Source organism: Streptomyces sp. NPDC088733 (genome assembly GCF_044751185.1).
Classification (GTDB): Bacteria; Actinomycetota; Actinomycetes; order Streptomycetales; family Streptomycetaceae; genus Actinacidiphila.
This window is the reverse complement of sequence record NZ_JBIVLH010000005.1, coordinates 191999-208476: the sequence shown is the minus strand read 5'-3', so window position 1 is coordinate 208476 and position 16478 is coordinate 191999. Positions and strand designations below refer to the sequence as shown.

Annotated in this window: 14 protein-coding genes; all 14 read right to left on the bottom strand. The window is 72.4% G+C overall.

What is annotated here, in order from left to right:
- Window positions 1-3: 3 nt before the first annotated feature.
- On the bottom strand, window positions 4-1464 hold the full coding sequence (locus ACIP64_RS11765; RefSeq protein WP_401584299.1) for a glutamate synthase subunit beta: 1461 nt from the start codon (window positions 1462-1464) through the stop codon (window positions 4-6).
- Complete coding sequence (gene gltB / locus ACIP64_RS11760) at window positions 1457-5998, bottom strand: glutamate synthase large subunit (protein WP_401584754.1); 4542 nt, start codon at window positions 5996-5998, stop codon at window positions 1457-1459. Before gltB ends, ACIP64_RS11765 begins: the two co-directional genes overlap by 8 nt.
- Window positions 5999-6343: 345 nt before the next feature.
- Window positions 6344-7084 carry a VIT1/CCC1 transporter family protein gene (locus tag ACIP64_RS11755; protein ID WP_401584296.1) on the bottom strand — a complete coding sequence of 247 codons (741 nt, stop codon included), beginning with the start codon at window positions 7082-7084 and terminating at the stop codon, window positions 6344-6346.
- Between the two features lie 184 nt (window positions 7085-7268).
- Complete coding sequence (gene lgt, locus ACIP64_RS11750) at window positions 7269-8327, bottom strand: prolipoprotein diacylglyceryl transferase (protein WP_401584293.1); 1059 nt, start codon at window positions 8325-8327, stop codon at window positions 7269-7271.
- 86 nt (window positions 8328-8413) lie between these two features.
- Window positions 8414-9337, bottom strand: coding sequence for a DsbA family protein (locus ACIP64_RS11745; RefSeq protein ID WP_401584290.1), 924 nt, complete (start codon window positions 9335-9337; stop codon window positions 8414-8416).
- A 76-nt stretch (window positions 9338-9413) separates the two neighbouring features.
- The gene (gene trpA, locus ACIP64_RS11740; RefSeq protein ID WP_401584288.1) at window positions 9414-10223 is read right to left on the bottom strand and encodes a tryptophan synthase subunit alpha; all 810 of its coding nucleotides are present in this window, start codon (window positions 10221-10223) and stop codon (window positions 9414-9416) included.
- The gene (trpB, locus tag ACIP64_RS11735; RefSeq protein WP_401584285.1) at window positions 10220-11464 is read right to left on the bottom strand and encodes a tryptophan synthase subunit beta; all 1245 of its coding nucleotides are present in this window, start codon (window positions 11462-11464) and stop codon (window positions 10220-10222) included. The genes trpA and trpB overlap by 4 nt, the downstream gene beginning before the upstream one ends.
- Before the next feature lie 152 nt (window positions 11465-11616).
- Window positions 11617-11754 carry a tryptophan biosynthesis modulator TrpM gene (trpM, locus tag ACIP64_RS11730; protein ID WP_389251235.1) on the bottom strand — a complete coding sequence of 46 codons (138 nt, stop codon included), beginning with the start codon at window positions 11752-11754 and terminating at the stop codon, window positions 11617-11619.
- A gap of 8 nt (window positions 11755-11762) precedes the next feature.
- Complete coding sequence (gene trpC, locus ACIP64_RS11725; protein WP_360912028.1) at window positions 11763-12572, bottom strand: indole-3-glycerol phosphate synthase TrpC; 810 nt, start codon at window positions 12570-12572, stop codon at window positions 11763-11765.
- Between the two features lie 160 nt (window positions 12573-12732).
- The gene (locus ACIP64_RS11720) at window positions 12733-13149 is read right to left on the bottom strand and encodes a DUF2752 domain-containing protein (RefSeq protein WP_401584280.1); all 417 of its coding nucleotides are present in this window, start codon (window positions 13147-13149) and stop codon (window positions 12733-12735) included.
- Between the two features lie 111 nt (window positions 13150-13260).
- Window positions 13261-13476 (bottom strand): HGxxPAAW family protein, encoded by a 216-nt coding sequence (locus tag ACIP64_RS11715; RefSeq protein ID WP_401584278.1) that lies wholly within the window; start codon window positions 13474-13476, stop codon window positions 13261-13263.
- Between the two features lie 120 nt (window positions 13477-13596).
- Complete coding sequence (locus ACIP64_RS11710) at window positions 13597-14292, bottom strand: TIGR02234 family membrane protein (protein ID WP_401584275.1); 696 nt, start codon at window positions 14290-14292, stop codon at window positions 13597-13599.
- Between the two features lie 43 nt (window positions 14293-14335).
- Window positions 14336-15856, bottom strand: a complete 1521-nt coding sequence (locus tag ACIP64_RS11705) for an anthranilate synthase component I (protein ID WP_360912020.1) — start codon at window positions 15854-15856, stop codon at window positions 14336-14338.
- Window positions 15857-16060: 204 nt separating this feature from the next.
- Window positions 16061-16408, bottom strand: coding sequence for a phosphoribosyl-AMP cyclohydrolase (hisI, locus tag ACIP64_RS11700; protein ID WP_401584272.1), 348 nt, complete (start codon window positions 16406-16408; stop codon window positions 16061-16063).
- Window positions 16409-16478: the final 70 nt, after the last annotated feature.

Genomic DNA, 16478 nt, shown 5'->3' with positions numbered 1-16478 from the left:
CGCTCAGACCGTCAGCGGCCGGTCCGTCGGGCGGATCGGGGCGGGCAGGATGCTGGCGCCGGTGAGGAAGCGGTCCACCGCGCGGGCGGCGGAGCGGCCCTCGGCGATAGCCCACACGATCAGCGACTGGCCGCGCCCGGCGTCGCCGGCGACGAAGACGCCCTCGACGTTGGTGGCGAAGTCCTTGTCGCGGGCCACGTTGCCGCGGGCGTCCATCTCCAGGCCCAGCTGCTCGGCCAGGCCGTTCTTCTGGTCGGTGCCGGTGAAGCCCATGGCCAGCGTCACCAGGTCGGCCGGGATGACCTTCTCGGTGCCCGGCTGCGGGACGAACTTCCCGTCCTGGAAGACGACCTCGACCAGGTGCAGCGCCGTGACGTTGCCGTGCTCGTCGCCCTCGAACCGCACGGTGTTGACGGCGTAGACCCGCTCGCCGCCCTCCTCGTGGGCCGAGGTGACCTTGTACGTCATCGGCATGGTCGGCCACGGCTGGTGCGCCGGGCGGTCGTCGGACGGCCGCGGCATGATCTCCAGCTGGGTGACCGACAGGGCGCCCTGGCGGTGGGCGGTGCCGACGCAGTCCGCGCCGGTGTCGCCGCCGCCGATGACGACCACGTGCTTGCCCGCCGCGCTGATCGGCGGGGTGACGAAGTCGCCCTCCTGCACCTTGTTCGCCAGCGGCAGGTACTCCATGGCCTGGTAGATGCCCTTGAGCTCGCGCCCCTCGGCCGGCAGGTCCCGCCACTGGGTGGCGCCGGCGGCGATGACGACCGCGTCGTACCGCTTGCGCAGCTTGGCGCCGTCGATGTCGCGGCCGATCTCCACACCGGTGCGGAACTTGGTGCCCTCCGCGCGCATCTGCTCGATGCGCCGGTTGATGTGGCGCTTCTCCATCTTGAACTCGGGGATGCCGTAGCGCAGCAGACCGCCGATGCGGTCGGCGCGCTCGTACACCGCGACCGTGTGGCCGGCCCGGGTCAGCTGCTGGGCGGCGGCCAGGCCGGCGGGGCCCGAGCCGATGACGGCGACGGTCTTGCCGGAGAGCCGGTCCGGGGGCTGCGGCGTGACGTCGCCGCTGTCCCAGGCCTTGTCGATGATGGTGACCTCGACGTTCTTGATGGTCACCGCGGGCTGGTTGATGCCGAGCACGCAGGCGGACTCACAGGGCGCCGGGCACAGCCGGCCGGTGAACTCCGGGAAGTTGTTGGTCGCGTGCAGGCGCTCGCTGGCGGCCTTCCAGTCCTGGCGGTAGGCGTAGTCGTTCCACTCGGGGATCAGGTTCCCCAGCGGACACCCGTTGTGGCAGAACGGGATGCCGCAGTCCATGCAGCGTCCGGCCTGCTCGCTGATGATCGGCAGCAGCCCGCCGGGAACGTAGACCTCGTTCCAGTCCTGCTTGCGCTCCTCGACCGGCCGGGTCGGAGCGGTTTCGCGGGGCGTGGTGAGGAAGCCCTTCGGGTCAGCCATTTGCCGCCTCCATCATCTTCGCGGTGGTCTCGGACTCGGAGAGCCCGGCCTGCTCGGCGGCGTTCTTGGCGGCGAGCACTGCCTTGTAGTCCCTCGGCATGACCTTGCCGAAGCGGGTCAGGGTGTTCCCCCAGTCGGCGAGGAGCTTCTCGGCCACCGTCGAGCCGGTCTCCTCGTGGTGGCGGCGCACCACGTCGTGCAGCCACTTGATGTCGTCCGCGTCCAGGTCCTCGACGTTCACCATGCCGGTGTTGACGTTGTCCGGGTCGAGGTCGAGGACGTAGGCGATGCCACCGGACATGCCGGCCGCGAAGTTGCGTCCCGTCGGGCCGAGCACGAGCGCCCGGCCACCGGTCATGTACTCGCAGCCGTGGTCGCCCACGCCCTCGGACACCACGGTGGCGCCGGAGTTGCGGACGCAGAACCGCTCGCCGGTGGTGCCCCGCAGGAACAGCTCACCGCCGGTGGCGCCGTACGCGATGGTGTTGCCGGCGATGGTCGAGTACTCGGCCAGGTGGTCGGCACCGCGGTCCGGGCGGACGACGATGCGGCCGCCCGACAGGCCCTTGCCGACGTAGTCGTTGGCGTCGCCCTCCAGGCGCAGGGTGATGCCCTTGGGCAGGAAGGCGCCGAAGGACTGGCCGGCCGAGCCGGTCAGGGTGATGTCGATGGTGTCGTCGGGCAGGCCCGCGCCGCCGTACTTCTTGGTCACCTCGTGGCCGAGCATGGTGCCGACCGTGCGGTGCACATTGCGGATCCCGATCTGGGCGCGCACCGGGTCACCGGTGTGCAGCGCCTCGCCGGCCAGCTCGATGAGCTGCTGGTCCAGCGCCTTGTCCAGGCCGTGGTCCTGCTCGGTGGTGCGGTGCAGGGCGGCACCCTCGGGCAGCTCGGGCACGTGGAAGAGCGGGGCGAGGTCCATGCCCTGCGCCTTCCAGTGGTCGACGGCCGCGGTGGTGTCGATCAGCTCGGCGTGGCCGACGGCCTCCTCGATCGAGTGGAAGCCCAGCTCGGCCAGCAGCTCGCGGACCTCCTGCGCGATGAACTCGAAGAAGTTCACCACGTACTCGGCCTTGCCGGAGAAGCGGTCGCGCAGCACCGGGTTCTGGGTCGCGATGCCGACCGGGCAGGTGTCCAGGTGGCACACGCGCATCATCACGCAGCCGGAGACCACCAGCGGCGCGGTCGCGAAGCCGAACTCCTCGGCGCCCAGCAGGGCGGCGACGACCACGTCGCGGCCGGTCTTGAGCTGGCCGTCGGTCTGCACCACGATCCGGTCGCGCAGCCCGTTGAGCAGCAGCGTCTGCTGCGTCTCGGCCAGGCCCAGCTCCCAGGGACCGCCCGCGTGCTTCAGGGAGGTCAGCGGCGAGGCGCCGGTGCCGCCGTCGTGGCCGGAGATCAGCACCACGTCGGCATGGGCCTTGGAGACGCCCGCCGCGACCGTGCCGACGCCGACCTCGGACACCAGCTTCACGTGGATGCGGGCGGCCGGGTTGGCGTTCTTGAGGTCGTGGATCAGCTGCGCCAGGTCCTCGATGGAGTAGATGTCGTGGTGCGGCGGCGGCGAGATCAGGCCGACACCGGGGGTGCTGTGCCGGGTCCTGCCGATCCACGGGTAGACCTTGTGGCCGGGCAGCTGGCCGCCCTCGCCGGGCTTGGCGCCCTGGGCCATCTTGATCTGGATGTCGTCCGCGTTGACCAGGTACTCCGAGGTCACGCCGAAGCGGCCGGAGGCCACCTGCTTGATCGCGGAGCGGCGCTCCGGGTCGTACAGGCGGTCCGGGTCCTCGCCGCCCTCACCGGTGTTGGACTTGCCGCCCAGCCGGTTCATGGCGATGGCCAGCGTCTCGTGCGCCTCGCGCGAGATGGAGCCGTACGACATGGCGCCGGTGGAGAAGCGCTTGACGATCTCGGAAACCGGCTCGACGTCCTCGACGGGGATCGCGGGGCGCTCGCCGTCCTTGAGGCGGAACAGGCCGCGCAGCGTCATCAGCCGCTCGGACTGCTCGTTCACCCGCTGCGTGTACTGCTGGAAGATGTCGTAGCGGCGGGAGCGGGTGGCGTGCTGGAGCCGGAAGACCGTGTCGGGGTCGAACAGGTGCGGCTCACCCTCGCGGCGCCACTGGTACTCGCCGCCGATCTCCAGCCGGCGGTGCGCGGGGGCGATGCCGGAGGCGGGGTACGCCTTGGCGTGGCGGGCCGCGACCTCCTGGGCGACCACGTCGATGCCGGCGCCGCCGATCTTGCTGGTGGTGCCGTGGAAGTAGGTGTCGACGAACTCGCCGTCCAGGCCGATCGCCTCGAAGACCTGCGCGCCGCGGTAGGAGGCGACGGTGGAGATGCCCATCTTGGACATCACCTTCAGCACGCCCTTGCCCAGCGCCTTGATCAGGTTCTTGATGGCCGTCTCGGGCTCGATGCCGGAGATGAAGGTGCCCGCGCGCAGCAGGTCCTCGACCGACTCCATGGCCAGGTACGGGTTGACCGCCGCGGCGCCGTAGCCGATCAGCAGGGCGACGTGGTGGACCTCGCGGACGTCGCCGGCCTCGACCAGCAGGCCCACCTGGGTGCGCTGCTTGGTGCGGATGAGGTGGTGGTGGACGGCCGAGGTGAGCAGCAGCGACGGGATCGGCGCGTGCTCGGCGTCGGAGTGTCGGTCGGACAGCACGATGAAGCGGGCGCCGGCCTCTATGGCGGCGTCGGCCTCGGCGCAGATCTCGGTGAGCCGCGCGGCCAGCGCCTCGCCGCCGCCGGAGACCCGGTACAGGCCCGACAGGGTCGCGGCCTTCAGGCCCGGCAGGTCGCCGTCGGCGTTGATGTGGATGAGCTTGGCCAGCTCGTCGTTGTCGATCACCGGGAACGGCATGGTGATGTTGCGACAGGAGGCGGGCGAGGGCTCCAGCAGGTTGCCGGACGGGCCGACGGCGCTGATCAGCGACGTGACCAGCTCCTCCCGGATGGCGTCCAGCGGCGGGTTCGTGACCTGCGCGAACAGCTGGGTGAAGTAGTCGAAGAGCAGCCGGGGCCGCTCGGACAGCGCCGCGATCGGCGAGTCGGTGCCCATGGAGCCCAGCGGCTCGCCGCCGGTCTTGGCCATCGGCGCCAGGATGACGCGCAGCTCCTCCTCGGTGTAGCCGAAGGTCTGCTGGCGGCGGGTGACCGAGGCGTGCGTGTGCACGATGTGCTCGCGCTCGGGCAGGTCGTCGAGGTGGATCAGGCCGGCGTCCAGCCACTCCCCGTACGGGTGCTCGGCGGCGAGCTGCGACTTGATCTCGTCGTCCTCGATGATCCGGTGCCCGACGGTGTCGACCAGGAACATCTTCCCGGGCTGCAGCCGGCCCTTGCGGACGATCCGCTCCGGGGCGATGTCGTCCAGGACGCCGGACTCCGAGGCGAGCACGACCAGGCCGTCGTCGGTGACCCAGTAGCGGCCCGGGCGCAGGCCGTTGCGGTCCAGGACCGCGCCGACGACGGAGCCGTCGGTGAAGGTGACGCAGGCCGGACCGTCCCAGGGCTCCATGAGGGTGGAGTGGTAGCGGTAGAAGGCGCGGCGGGCCGGGTCCATCGAGCCGTGGTTCTCCCACGCCTCGGGGATCATCATCAGCACGCTGTGCGGCAGCGAGCGGCCGCCGAGGTGCAGCAGCTCCAGCACCTCGTCGAAGGTCGCCGTGTCGGAGGCGTCCGGGGTGCAGACCGGGAAGATCCGCTCCAGGTCCCCGCTGAACAGCTCCGAGGCCAGCTGCGACTCGCGGGCGCGCATCCAGTTGCGGTTGCCCTTGACGGTGTTGATCTCACCGTTGTGGGCGACGAAGCGGTACGGGTGCGCCAGCGGCCAGCTGGGGAAGGTGTTGGTGGAGAAGCGCGAGTGGACCAGGGCGATGGCGGTGGCGACGCGCGGGTCGGACAGGTCGGGGAAGAAGGGCTCCAGCTGGCCGGTGGTCAGCATGCCCTTGTAGACGACCGTCCGGGCGGACAGCGACGGGAAGTAGACGTCCGCCTCGCGCTCGGCGCGCTTGCGCAGCACGAACGACGGGCGGTCGAGGTCGATCCCGGCCCTCGCGGCGTCCTGTGCGTCGGCGACGAAGAGCTGCGAGAAGTACGGCATCGTCGAGCGGGCGGTGGCGCCCAGGCCCGCGGCGTCGGTCGGGACCTCGCGCCACCCGAGGACGGTGAGGCCCTCCTCGGCGGCGATGCGCTCGATGGACTCGACGGCCTTGCGGCGGTCCTCGTCCTCGACGGGCAGGAAGGCCATGCCGACGGCGTAGTGGCCGGCGCCCGGCAGCTCGAATCCGCGCTCGGCGGCGACCTCGCGCAGGAACACGTCCGGGATCTGCATCAGGATGCCCGCGCCGTCGCCCGAGTCCGGCTCGGAGCCGGTGGCCCCGCGGTGCTCCAGGTTGCGCAGCACGGTCAGGGCCTGCTCCACGAGCGCGTGGTCGGCCTCGCCGGTGAGGGTGGCCACGAAGCCGACGCCGCACGCGTCGTGCTCGTTGCGGGGGTCGTACAGCCCCTGGGCGGCGGGACGCCCGTCCATGTGGGCCCGGCCGGAACCGGAGGCGGCGGCCTGGAGGTGTGTAGGCCGGTGCAGAACAGGACGCATCTGGTCGGCTCTCCCGTCGTCGTCATCTGGCATATGCATGCGCGCTAGGGACGACGTTGGCCCTCTGCGATTTCGTGCAGGTTACATGATGGCCCGATGACCGAAAAGTGGATAGCGGATTCCATCATGTGGACTAAGCAGCGCTACGAGCAGGCAGTTCGGGGCCAGCATCGCTCACGTGAGACGCAGGCGACACTGCCCGCGGCGCCACAGACTGATGCCCTGTGTTGGTCGCGCTGAAACGAGCGGGTAACAAGTGGTTCGTGGCTCGGTCACGCCTCAGCCGACGGCGGTTCCGAAAAGCGCGCCCAGAACGAAGGTAACCCCGGCGGCCGCTCCGCCCAAGACAAGTTGCCGCAAACCGCTGAACCACCAGCTGCGCGCCGTCACACGGGCCACAGCCGCACCGCAGACGAACAGTCCGATCAGCGCCACGATCACCGCGGGCCACACCACGGTGGCACCCAGCAGGTAGGGCAGCACCGGGAGCAGCGCGCCGATGCCGAAGGACAGGAAGGACGAGCCCGCCGCCACCAGCGGCGACGGCAGGTCGCCCGGGTCGACGCCCAGCTCCTCGCGCGCGTGGATCTCCAGTGCCTGCTCCGGGTCGCGGGACATCTGCCGGGCCACCTCGTAGGCCAGCTCGGGCTCCACCCCGCGGGCGACGTACAGCTCGGCGAGCTCCCGCAGCTCGTCCTTGGGATGGCGGCGCAGCTCCCGCCGCTCTATGGCGAGCTCCGCCTCGACCAGCTCGCGCTGGGAGGCCACGGAGGTGTACTCGCCCGCCGCCATCGAGAACGCGCCCGCGGCCAGACCGGCCAGACCGGTGATCACGATGGTGGACGGCGCGACATTGCCGCCCGCGACGCCGGTCATGAGCGCGAGGTTGGAGACCAGGCCGTCCATCGCGCCGAACACCGCGGGCCGCAGCCAGCCACCGGTCACGTCACGGTGGGTGTGGTGCGCGACGTGGTAGGGAGCGTTCCGCTCCAGTTCGCTGCTCTCGACGGCTGCCGACATGGCCCGCGTTCTCCTTCCCGCGGGTGACGACCGCCCGCGTCCTCCCTGGGAACGCCTCGACCGTACGCCCGGATTCCCTGCGTTTCCAGCAAGGAAAGCCTCCCCTACCTGCGGAAACGACAGCGGCGCCGCCCGGGGTCGTGCCCCTGGCGGCGCCGCGGTACGGCGTCGGTGTCTGCCGGGATCAGCCGTTCTTGGCGGACTCGGCCCGGGCCGCGGCCCCGGCCTCCGCCGCCTCCTGCGGCTCGTCGTCCTCGTCGGGCTCGGCGGCCGCGTCGGGCTCGGCGGTCTCGTCCTCCGTCGCGGGCTTCGTCAGGTCGGTCCTGCCGGCCTCGGCGTCCTTGCCGTCCTTGCCGTCCTTGACGTCCTTTCCGGCCTCGGCGTCCTTGTCCGACGCACCCTCGGTGGCGGTGACGGGCGCCGGCTCGACGTTCTCCTCACGGCCCGGGCGGAGCCGCGCGGAGACGATCATGTAGGCGACGGCCCCGGCGAAGACGACGATCGACGTCCAGTCGTTCAGCCGCAGACCCAGGATGTGGTGGGCGTCGTCGACGCGCAGGTACTCGATCCAGAAGCGGCCCACGGTGTACGCCGCGACGTACAGCGCGAAGGCACGGCCGTGGCCGAGCTTGAAGCGGCGGTCGACCCAGATCACCAGCAGGGCCACGCCCACGCACCACAGGGACTCGTACAGGAACGTCGGGTGGTACGTGGCGACGTCCAGGCTGTCCGCCGGGCGGTGGGCGCTGTCGATCTTCAGCCCCCACGGCAGGTCGGTCGGCCGTCCGTAGAGCTCCTGGTTGAACCAGTTGCCCCAGCGGCCGATGGCCTGGGCGAAGGCGATGCCGGGGGCGACGGCGTCGGCGTAGGCGGGCAGTGAGATGCCCCGGCGCCGGCAGCCGATCCACGCGCCCAGGGCGCCGAGGGCGATCGCGCCCCAGATGCCGAGGCCGCCCTCCCAGATCTTGAACGCGTTCACCCAGTGCTTGCCCTCACCGAAGTAGAGCTCGTAACTGGTGATCACGTGGTAGAGACGGCCACCGACCAGACCGAACGGCACCGCCCATACGGCGATGTCCGCGATCGTGGTCTTCTGTCCGCCGCGGGCGGCCCACCGCCTGCCGCCGAGCCAGACGGCTACGAAGACACCGATGATGATGCAGAAGGCATAGCCGCGCAGCGGTACGGGTCCGAGGTGGATCACCCCGCGCGACGGGCTGGGAATGAAGGCGATGAATTCCATGGCACTGCCGACGCTACCGTGCCGGGCGGGTACGGCGGGCACCCGCCCGGCAACGGCTGAATAACGGGCTGCTGTACCGGCGTGCCTCAGCCGGTCGCCGAGGGGGTCGCCGGGGTGCTCGCGGGCGGACTCGCCGGGACGGAGGAGGCCGGGGCGGACGCCGTGCCGGACGCGGCCGCCGAGCCGGACGCCGGAGCGCTGGGCGGGGTCGCGCTCGGGGTGACCGTGCCGGGCTTCTTGCCCTTGTTGGCCTCGGCGACCATCTGCTCCAGCTTCTGCGGGGTCAGCGGCGCCGCCTGGGCCCCGTAGATGTTCTTCCCGTTGAGCAGCACGGTCGGGGTGGAGTTGAAGCCGGACGACGAGAACGCGCTGTTGTTCTTGTTCACCCAGTCGTCGTACGTGCCCTTGTTCACGCAGGTGGTGAACGCCGGGGTCACCAGCCCCGGCACCTGGCCGGCGAGCTGCAGGAGGTAGGGCTTGCTCGCGAACTTGTCGTCCTGCTCCGGCGGCTGGTTCCGGTAGAGCACGTCGTGGTACGCGCGGAACTTGTTCTGGTCCTGCGCACAGGCCGCCGCGTTGGCCGCGTTGAGCGAGCCGGTGCCGCCCAGGTTGCCGTCGATGATCCGGACCAGGTGGTAGTCCACCTTCAGCTGGCCCTTGTCCTCCAGGGCGTGGACGGTGTCCCGGTAGCCCTGCTCGAAGGCGCCGCAGGCCGGGCAGCGGAAGTCCTCGTACACGGTCAGCGTGGACGGTGCGTCGCTCGCGCCGGTGGGGATGACGAGCTTGTTCTCACCCGTCGCGCCCGCCGGGGAGACCGCGGCGGCCCCCTCGGAGCCGCCCCCGCTGTTGGCCACCAGGACCCCGATGACGGCACCGATCACCAGGACCCCGACCACGGACCCGGCGACGATCGCCGTCCTCTTGCGCTTCTGGCGGCGCTGGTCGTGCGCACGCTGCTCCTGCAGCCGCTCGCGGGCGCTGCGCTTTCCTTCACGGTTCTTCTCGCTCACACCCCGGGACAACGAACCGGGGGCGCACCCGCGCGCGCCCCCGGCCGTAATTCGCCCGTTCGGGCGACGGCACCGCTCAGCGGCGGACGCCCTTGGCCAGGTCCGCGGCGAGTTCGCGCACCGCCGTGAGGCCCTGCTCCAGGTCCGGCGCGTCCAGCAGCTTCTTGACGAAGGCCGATCCGACGATCACCCCGTCGGCGAAGCCGGCGACCTCGGCCGCCTGCTCCCCGTTGGAGACGCCGAGGCCCACGCAGACCGGCAGCGCGGTCTGCGCACGGGTGCGGCCCACCAGCTCGGCCGCCTCGGCGCCGACACTCGCCCGGGTGCCGGTCACGCCCATCAGCGAGGCCGCGTAGACGAAGCCGGTGCCCGCCGCCGTGATCTTCGCCAGCCGCTCGTCCCGGCTGCTCGGCGCGACCACGAAGACGGTGGCCAGCCCGTGCTGCTCGGCCGCCTTGCGCCAGCCCTCGGACTCCTCCACCGGCAGGTCCGGCAGGATGCAGCCCGCGCCGCCCGCCTCGGCGAGTTCCGCGGCGAAGCGCTCGGCGCCGTAGCGGTCGACCGGGTTCCAGTACGTCATGACCAGGACCGGCTTGCCGGTCGCGGCGTGCGCCTCGCGCACCGTGCGCATGACGTCCTTGATCCGGACGCCGCCGCGCAGCGCGATGTCGTCGGCGGTCTGGATGACCGGGCCGTCGAGCACCGGGTCGCTGTGCGGCAGGCCCACCTCGACGATGTCCGCGCCGCCCTCCAGGGCCGCCTTGACGGCCGCGATGCCGCCGTCGACCGTGGGGAAGCCCGCCGGCAGGTAGGCGACCAGCGCCGCCCGCCCCTCGGCCTTCGCGGCGGCCAGGGTCCGGTCCAGCAGTTCGATCTGCCCGCTCACTTCTCGGCCCCCTCGGCCCCGTCGTACAGCCCGAACCAGCGGGCCGCGGTGTCCATGTCCTTGTCGCCGCGCCCGGAGAGGTTGACCAGGATCAGGCCGTCCTCGCCGAGTTCGCGGCCGAGCTGCAGCGCTCCCTCGAGGGCGTGGGCGCTCTCGATCGCCGGGATGATGCCCTCGGTCTGCGACAGCAGGCGCAGCGCCCGCATGGCCTCGTCGTCGGTGACCGGGCGATACTCCGCGCGGCCGGTCTCCCTGAGGTAGGCGTGCTCCGGGCCGATGCCGGGGTAGTCCAGTCCGGCCGAGATCGAGTACGGCTCGGTGATCTGCCCCTCGTCGTCCTGGAGGACGAAGGAGCGCGAACCGTGCAGGATGCCGGGCTCGCCCTTGGTGAGCGTCGCGGCGTGCTCGCCGGAGTCCACGCCGCGGCCGGCCGCCTCCAGGCCCACCAGGCGCACCGACGCGTCGGGGATGAAGGCGTGGAACAGGCCGATGGCGTTGGACCCGCCGCCGACGCACGCGGCGACCGCGTCGGGCAGCCGGCCGGCGCGCTCCAGGATCTGCCGGCGCGCCTCGACGCCGATGACGCGGTGGAAGTCGCGCACCATGGCCGGGAAGGGATGCGGGCCGGCGGCGGTGCCGAACAGGTAGTGCGTGCGGTCCACGTTGGCGACCCAGTCGCGGAACGCCTCGTTGATCGCGTCCTTCAGCGTGCGGCTGCCGGACTTCACCGAGACGACCTCGGCGCCCAGCATGCGCATACGGGCGACGTTCAGCGCCTGGCGCTCGGTGTCGATCTCGCCCATGTAGATCGTGCACTCCATGCCGAACAGCGCGCACGCGGTCGCCGTGGCCACGCCGTGCTGGCCGGCGCCGGTCTCGGCGATCACCCGGGTCTTGCCCATGCGCTTGGTGAGCAGCGCCTGGCCCAGCACGTTGTTGATCTTGTGCGAGCCGGTGTGGTTGAGGTCCTCGCGCTTGAGGAAGATCCGCGCGCCGCCGGCGTGCTCGGCGAACCGCGCCGCCTCGGTGAGCGGGCTCGGGCGGCCGGCGTAGTGCACCAGCAGGTCGTTCAGCTCCGCGGCGAAGGCCGGGTCGGCCTTGGCCTTGTCGTACTCGACGGCGACCTCGTCCACGGCGGCGACGAGCGCCTCCGGGATGAACTTGCCGCCGTACCGGCCGAAGTAGCCCTCGGCGCTGGGCACCCGGCCCTCGGGGTCGGGAATGAAGAAGTCAACGGACATGACGTTCTCGGCTCCTTCGGGGGCGCGCTCGCGCCCCCAGAGTCTCTGGGCGTACCGATGGTCACGCTACGGCGCGTCGAGCGCCGTATGCGTCCGCGTCCGCGCGCGTCACAGGCCGGGACGGAACCCCGTCCGGGCGGCGCGCGCGGCGGCTAGCGCCATCGGCGACCGTTGATCTGCCCCGGCTCGCAGCCGATGTGGTACCGCACGCGGCGCCCGAGAATGCGCCGCGCGGGCGCGCGGCAGCCACGGGGACGGCAGCCCCGGGCCAGTCGCGCGTAGGTGTGCATGGGCGGGTTCAGCCCCGTCCGTGGCGCAGCGCGGGGTGGGCCCCGGCGGCGACGAGGTCGGCGACCGCGGTCCTGGGGTCGCGGCCGGTGACCAGGGACTCGCCGACCAGCACGGCGTCGGCGCCGTCGTTGGCGTAGGCGATGAGGTCGTGCGGGCCGCGCACGCCGGACTCGGCGACCTTGACGATGTGGTCGGGGATCTCCGGCGCGACCCGGGCGAAGGTGCCCCGGTCGACCTCGAGCGTCTTCAGGTTGCGCGCGTTGACGCCGATGACCCGGGCCCCGGCGTCGACGGCGCGGGCGACCTCGTCCTCGTCGTGCACCTCGACCAGCGGGGTGAGCCCGATGGACTCGGCCCGCTCGATCAGGGAGACCAGCGCGTCCTGCTCCAGCGCGGCCACGATCAGCAGCGCGAGGTCGGCACCGTAGGCGCGCGCCTCCCACAGCTGGTACGCGGTGACGATGAAGTCCTTGCGCAGCACGGGGATGTCGACCTTGGCCCGCACGGCCTCCAGGTCGGCGAGCGAGCCGCCGAAGCGGCGCTGCTCGGTCAGGACCGAGATGACCGCCGCGCCGCCCGCCTCGTAGTCCGCGGCGAGGCCCGCCGGGTCGGCGATGGCGGCGAGGGCGCCCTTGGAGGGACTGGACCGCTTGACCTCGCAGATGACGGTGACGCCCTCGCCGCGCAGGGCGGCCACGCCGTCCTTCGCGTCACGCGCCTTGGCGGCGCGCTGCTTGAGCTCGTCGAGCGAGACCCGGGCCTGCCGCTCGGCGAGGTCTTCGCGGACGCCGTCGATGATCTCGTCGAGCACACTCACGCGAGGGGACCCCTTCCGAAAGCGAAACGATCAAGCCAGTGAGATGTTCCACCAGCACTGCGATGGTAACCGCCGGGGGCCGCCGGACCCGCATCCGACGGAACGAACGACCACCAGGTGGACAGATCGGACAGGCCCAGACAGGCCCGGGAAGCCGCCGTCAGGGCGCCAGCGCGGCCCCGAACGGCAGGTTCCGGACAACGGTGAAGACCACCACGACCGCCCCCACCGCCCACCAGTGCACCGGCCGCAGGCCGACCGAGAACGGCCGCCCCCGCAGTGCCCGGGAGAACCAGACGACCCATCCGACGGCGAAGAGGAGGTACATGACGACGGCCAGCGCGTTGAGGCCGAACGCGGCCCCGAAGTCGCCGTGCGCCACCGCGTACGCGCTGCGCAGCCCGCCGCAGCCCGGGCAGTACAGGCCCGTGTAGTGCAGGAGCGGGCAGACCGGGTAGTGCCCGGGGTGGTTGGGGTCGACGGTCCCGACGTAGGCGAAGGCGGCGACGACGCCGCCCAGCAGGCCCAGCGGGGCGGCGAGGGCGCTCGCCTTCGGTGCGATGGCGGTCTCGGTCACCCGCCGATTGTCCCGCGCCGGGCCGCCGGGGAACACCCGGGGTCGCCGCGCAAACGGCGAAGCCGCCCGCGGCACGCGGCCGGGGCGGCTACGGTGCCCTGGTACGGCGGGTCAGCCGCGCGCGACCTTGCGCGCCACCGGCTTGCCCAGGCCGGCGGCACGCATGCCGAGGCCGATGAGACCGCCCACCGCGGCCAGGGCCAGGCCCGCGAACATGCCGATCGGCTCCGCCAGGACGACGAAAGCACCCGCGACGCAGAAGCCGATGAAGGCGATGATCACGCCGGTCCAGGCGGCAGGGGTGTGTCCGTGGCTGTTGCCCGCCATGAGTGCTCCCAAGTCGTTCTACTGAAGGTTCGTTTGGTCGTTCGCCGCGCGATGGCACGCGTCGCGGCCCATTGTCCCCTGTTCCGCTCACGCTCCGCGCGCGGGGGGTGGCCCGGCGCGTCAGAGGGCGTCGGTGGGGTCCTCGCCGCGGTCCAGCGCCTTCCAGATGTCCTCGGGGCGCTCCTCGCCGTCGGCCGCGCGGGCGGGCCGGGCATTCCGGGCCCCGGAGGGGCGGGCCGCCGCACCGCCGTCCCGCTCGTAGCGGCTGGACATCCCCGGCCAGGCCGCGGCGCGCAGGACGGCCGTCACCCCGGCGAGCAGCAGCAGCGCCCCGCCCACGGCCGACACGGCGGGCCACGTGGTGGTGGCGGTGTCCGTCGCGGTGGCCCGGGTCAGTCCGCTGGCGGCCGCCGCGGCGGCGTCCAGGGAGGAAGCGTCCCCGGTGGCGAGCAGCGCGGCGAGCAGGGCACCCGCCCCGCACAGCGCGAGCAGCGCGCTCACGACCCTGCGGGCCGCGCCGCGCACGGCGAAGACCGCGACGAGCGAGGCCAGTCCCACCAGCGCCAGCGCTCCCGGCACCGCCGTCACCTGGCTGCCGTCGGCATGCACCGCCACGCCGGCCCCGGCCGCACCGGCGAAACCGTGCTGCCACGTCTTGCCCGCGGCCAGCAGCACGAGCGCCGCGCCGAGCGCTCCGCCCGCCAGCGCGACGGCCATGCTGCGGCGGCCGCCCGCGCGGCGCGGCCCGTGGGGCACGGCCGTGCTTGCAGCATCGACATCGGCATCGGCACGGGGCTGCGGTACGGCGCTGGTCATCCGACCACTATCCCCCCTGGCCCCGCGGCCCGCGTACGCGGGGCTACGCCCCCGCGCCCATCCGGTTCGCCGTGGCCACGGCGCGCAGCACCGCCGCCGCCTTGTTGCGGCACTCGGTGTCCTCCGAGACCGGGTCGGAGTCGGCGACGATGCCTGCGCCGGCCTGGACGTACGCCGTGCCGTCGCGGAGCAGCGCGGTGCGGATGGCGATGGCCGTGTCCGAGTCGCCCGCGAAGTCCAGATAGCCCACGCACCCGCCGTACAGCCCCCGGCGCGTCGGCTCCAGCTCGTCGATGATCTGCATCGCCCGCGGCTTCGGCGCCCCCGACAGCGTCCCGGCCGGGAAGCACGCCGTCAGGACGTCGAACGCGGTGCGCCCCGCCCCCAGGGTGCCGGTGACGGTCGAGACGATGTGCATCACGTGGCTGTAGCGCTCGATCGACATGAAGTCGACGACCTCGACACTGCCCGGCTCGCACACCCGGCCCAGGTCGTTGCGGCCCAGGTCCACCAGCATCAGGTGCTCCGCCCGCTCCTTGGGGTCGGCCAGCAACTCGTCGGCCAGCGCCTGGTCCTCACGGGGCGTCGCACCGCGGGGCCGCGTGCCAGCGATCGGGTGCACCGTGGCGCGGCCGTCCTCCACCTTCACCAGCGCCTCGGGGCTCGACCCCACCACGTCGAAGCCCTCGAACCGCAACAGGTACATGTACGGGGAGGGGTTGGTGGCCCGCAGCACCCGGTACACGTCCAGCGCGCTCGCCGGGCACGGCGTCTCGAACCGCTGCGACGGCACCACCTGGAACGCGTCCCCGGCCCTGATGTACTCCTTCGTCCGCTCCACCGCCCCGTGGTACGCGGCGCCCCCGAAGCGTGCCGTGATCTCCTCCGGGAGCCGTGACGGCGGCAGTTCCACCGGCGCGGTGTCCACCGGCCGGGACAGGTCCGCGGTCATCGCGTCGAGCCGCGCCACGGCGTCCGCGTACGCCTCGTCCACCCCGGTGTCCAGGTCGTTGTGGTTGATCGCGTTGGCGATCAGCAGCACCGAGCCGTCCCAGTGGTCCAGCACCGCCAGGTCCGAGGTCAGCAGCATCGTGAGCTCGGGCAGCCCCAGGTCGTCCCGCGCGTGGTCGCCCACGCGCTCCAGCCGGCGCACCACGTCGTACCCCAGGTAGCCGACCATCCCGCCGGTGAACGGCGGCAGCCCCGCGTCCTCGTGCAGGTCCCGCGGCGTGTGCAGCGCCTCCGTCGTCGCCCGCAGCGCCTCCAGGGGATCGCCGCCCCGGGGCACCGCCACCGGCGGCGTCCCCAGCCAGTGCGCCTGCCCGTCCCGCTCGGTCAGCGTCGCCGCGCTGCGCACGCCCACGAACGAATACCGCGACCAGGAACGCCCGTTCTCCGCCGACTCCAGCAGGAACGTCCCCGTACGCTCCCCCGCCAGCTTCCGGTACAGCCCGACCGGGGTGTCCCCGTCGGCCAGCAGCTTCCTGCTGACCGGAATCACCCGCCGGTCCATCGCCAGCTTGCGGAACGTATCGAGGTCGGGGGTGACAGTGCCCGTGGTCATGCCCCGCAGCCTAGTGCCCCCGCCCGTCCGGTCCGCGCGGCGCGTTCCCGCGGCGTGGGGGCCGAAGGGGGAGCGGCCGCTGCCGGAAAGGAGAGCACGCGCAGGCCGTGCGGAACGAGCGGCTGAGCACGGTCGACCTCCCCCAGCTACCGCTGGGAGGTGCCCCCAGCAGCGGCTCAGCGACCCGGAGGCGAACCGAGCCCCTCAAGAAAGGGGCAGCACGTCCGCGTCGAAGCAGGTGCGGTCGCCGGTGTGGCAGGCCGCGCCGATCTGGTCGACCTTCACCAGGATCGTGTCGCCGTCGCAGTCCAGGGCCACCGACTTGACGTGCTGGACGTGCCCCGACGTGTCGCCCTTGACCCAGTACTCCTGGCGGCTGCGGCTCCAGTAGGTGCAGCGGCCGGTGGTCAGGGTGCGGTGCAGCGCCTCGTCGTCCATCCATCCGAGCATGAGGACCTCACCCGTGTCGTACTGCTGGGCGACGGCCGGGACGAGCCCGTCGGACGTGCGCTTGAGGCGGGCGGCGACGGCGGGGTCGAGCGGGGATTCCATGCCCTCCATTCTGCCGCGTCCGGGCAGGCCGTACTTCGACTCCCGCACACACGACGATCACCCGTATGGG

What these genes read in the sequence shown, in the direction of transcription:
- gltB (WP_401584754.1), bottom strand. Translation starts at nt 5,998, where the DNA reads ATGGACGGGCGTCCCGCCGCCCAGGGGCTGTACGACCCCCGCAACGAG.
- ACIP64_RS11715 (WP_401584278.1), bottom strand. Translation starts at nt 13,476, where the DNA reads ATGGCGGGCAACAGCCACGGACACACCCCTGCCGCCTGGACCGGCGTG.
- lgt (WP_401584293.1), bottom strand. Translation starts at nt 8,327, where the DNA reads ATGGAATTCATCGCCTTCATTCCCAGCCCGTCGCGCGGGGTGATCCAC.
- hisI (WP_401584272.1), bottom strand. Translation starts at nt 16,408, where the DNA reads ATGGAATCCCCGCTCGACCCCGCCGTCGCCGCCCGCCTCAAGCGCACG.
- ACIP64_RS11765 (WP_401584299.1), bottom strand. Translation starts at nt 1,464, where the DNA reads ATGGCTGACCCGAAGGGCTTCCTCACCACGCCCCGCGAAACCGCTCCG.
- ACIP64_RS11705 (WP_360912020.1), bottom strand. Translation starts at nt 15,856, where the DNA reads ATGACCACGGGCACTGTCACCCCCGACCTCGATACGTTCCGCAAGCTG.
- trpM (WP_389251235.1), bottom strand. Translation starts at nt 11,754, where the DNA reads ATGCACACCTACGCGCGACTGGCCCGGGGCTGCCGTCCCCGTGGCTGC.
- ACIP64_RS11710 (WP_401584275.1), bottom strand. Translation starts at nt 14,292, where the DNA reads ATGACCAGCGCCGTACCGCAGCCCCGTGCCGATGCCGATGTCGATGCT.
- trpB (WP_401584285.1), bottom strand. Translation starts at nt 11,464, where the DNA reads ATGTCCGTTGACTTCTTCATTCCCGACCCCGAGGGCCGGGTGCCCAGC.
- ACIP64_RS11755 (WP_401584296.1), bottom strand. Translation starts at nt 7,084, where the DNA reads ATGTCGGCAGCCGTCGAGAGCAGCGAACTGGAGCGGAACGCTCCCTAC.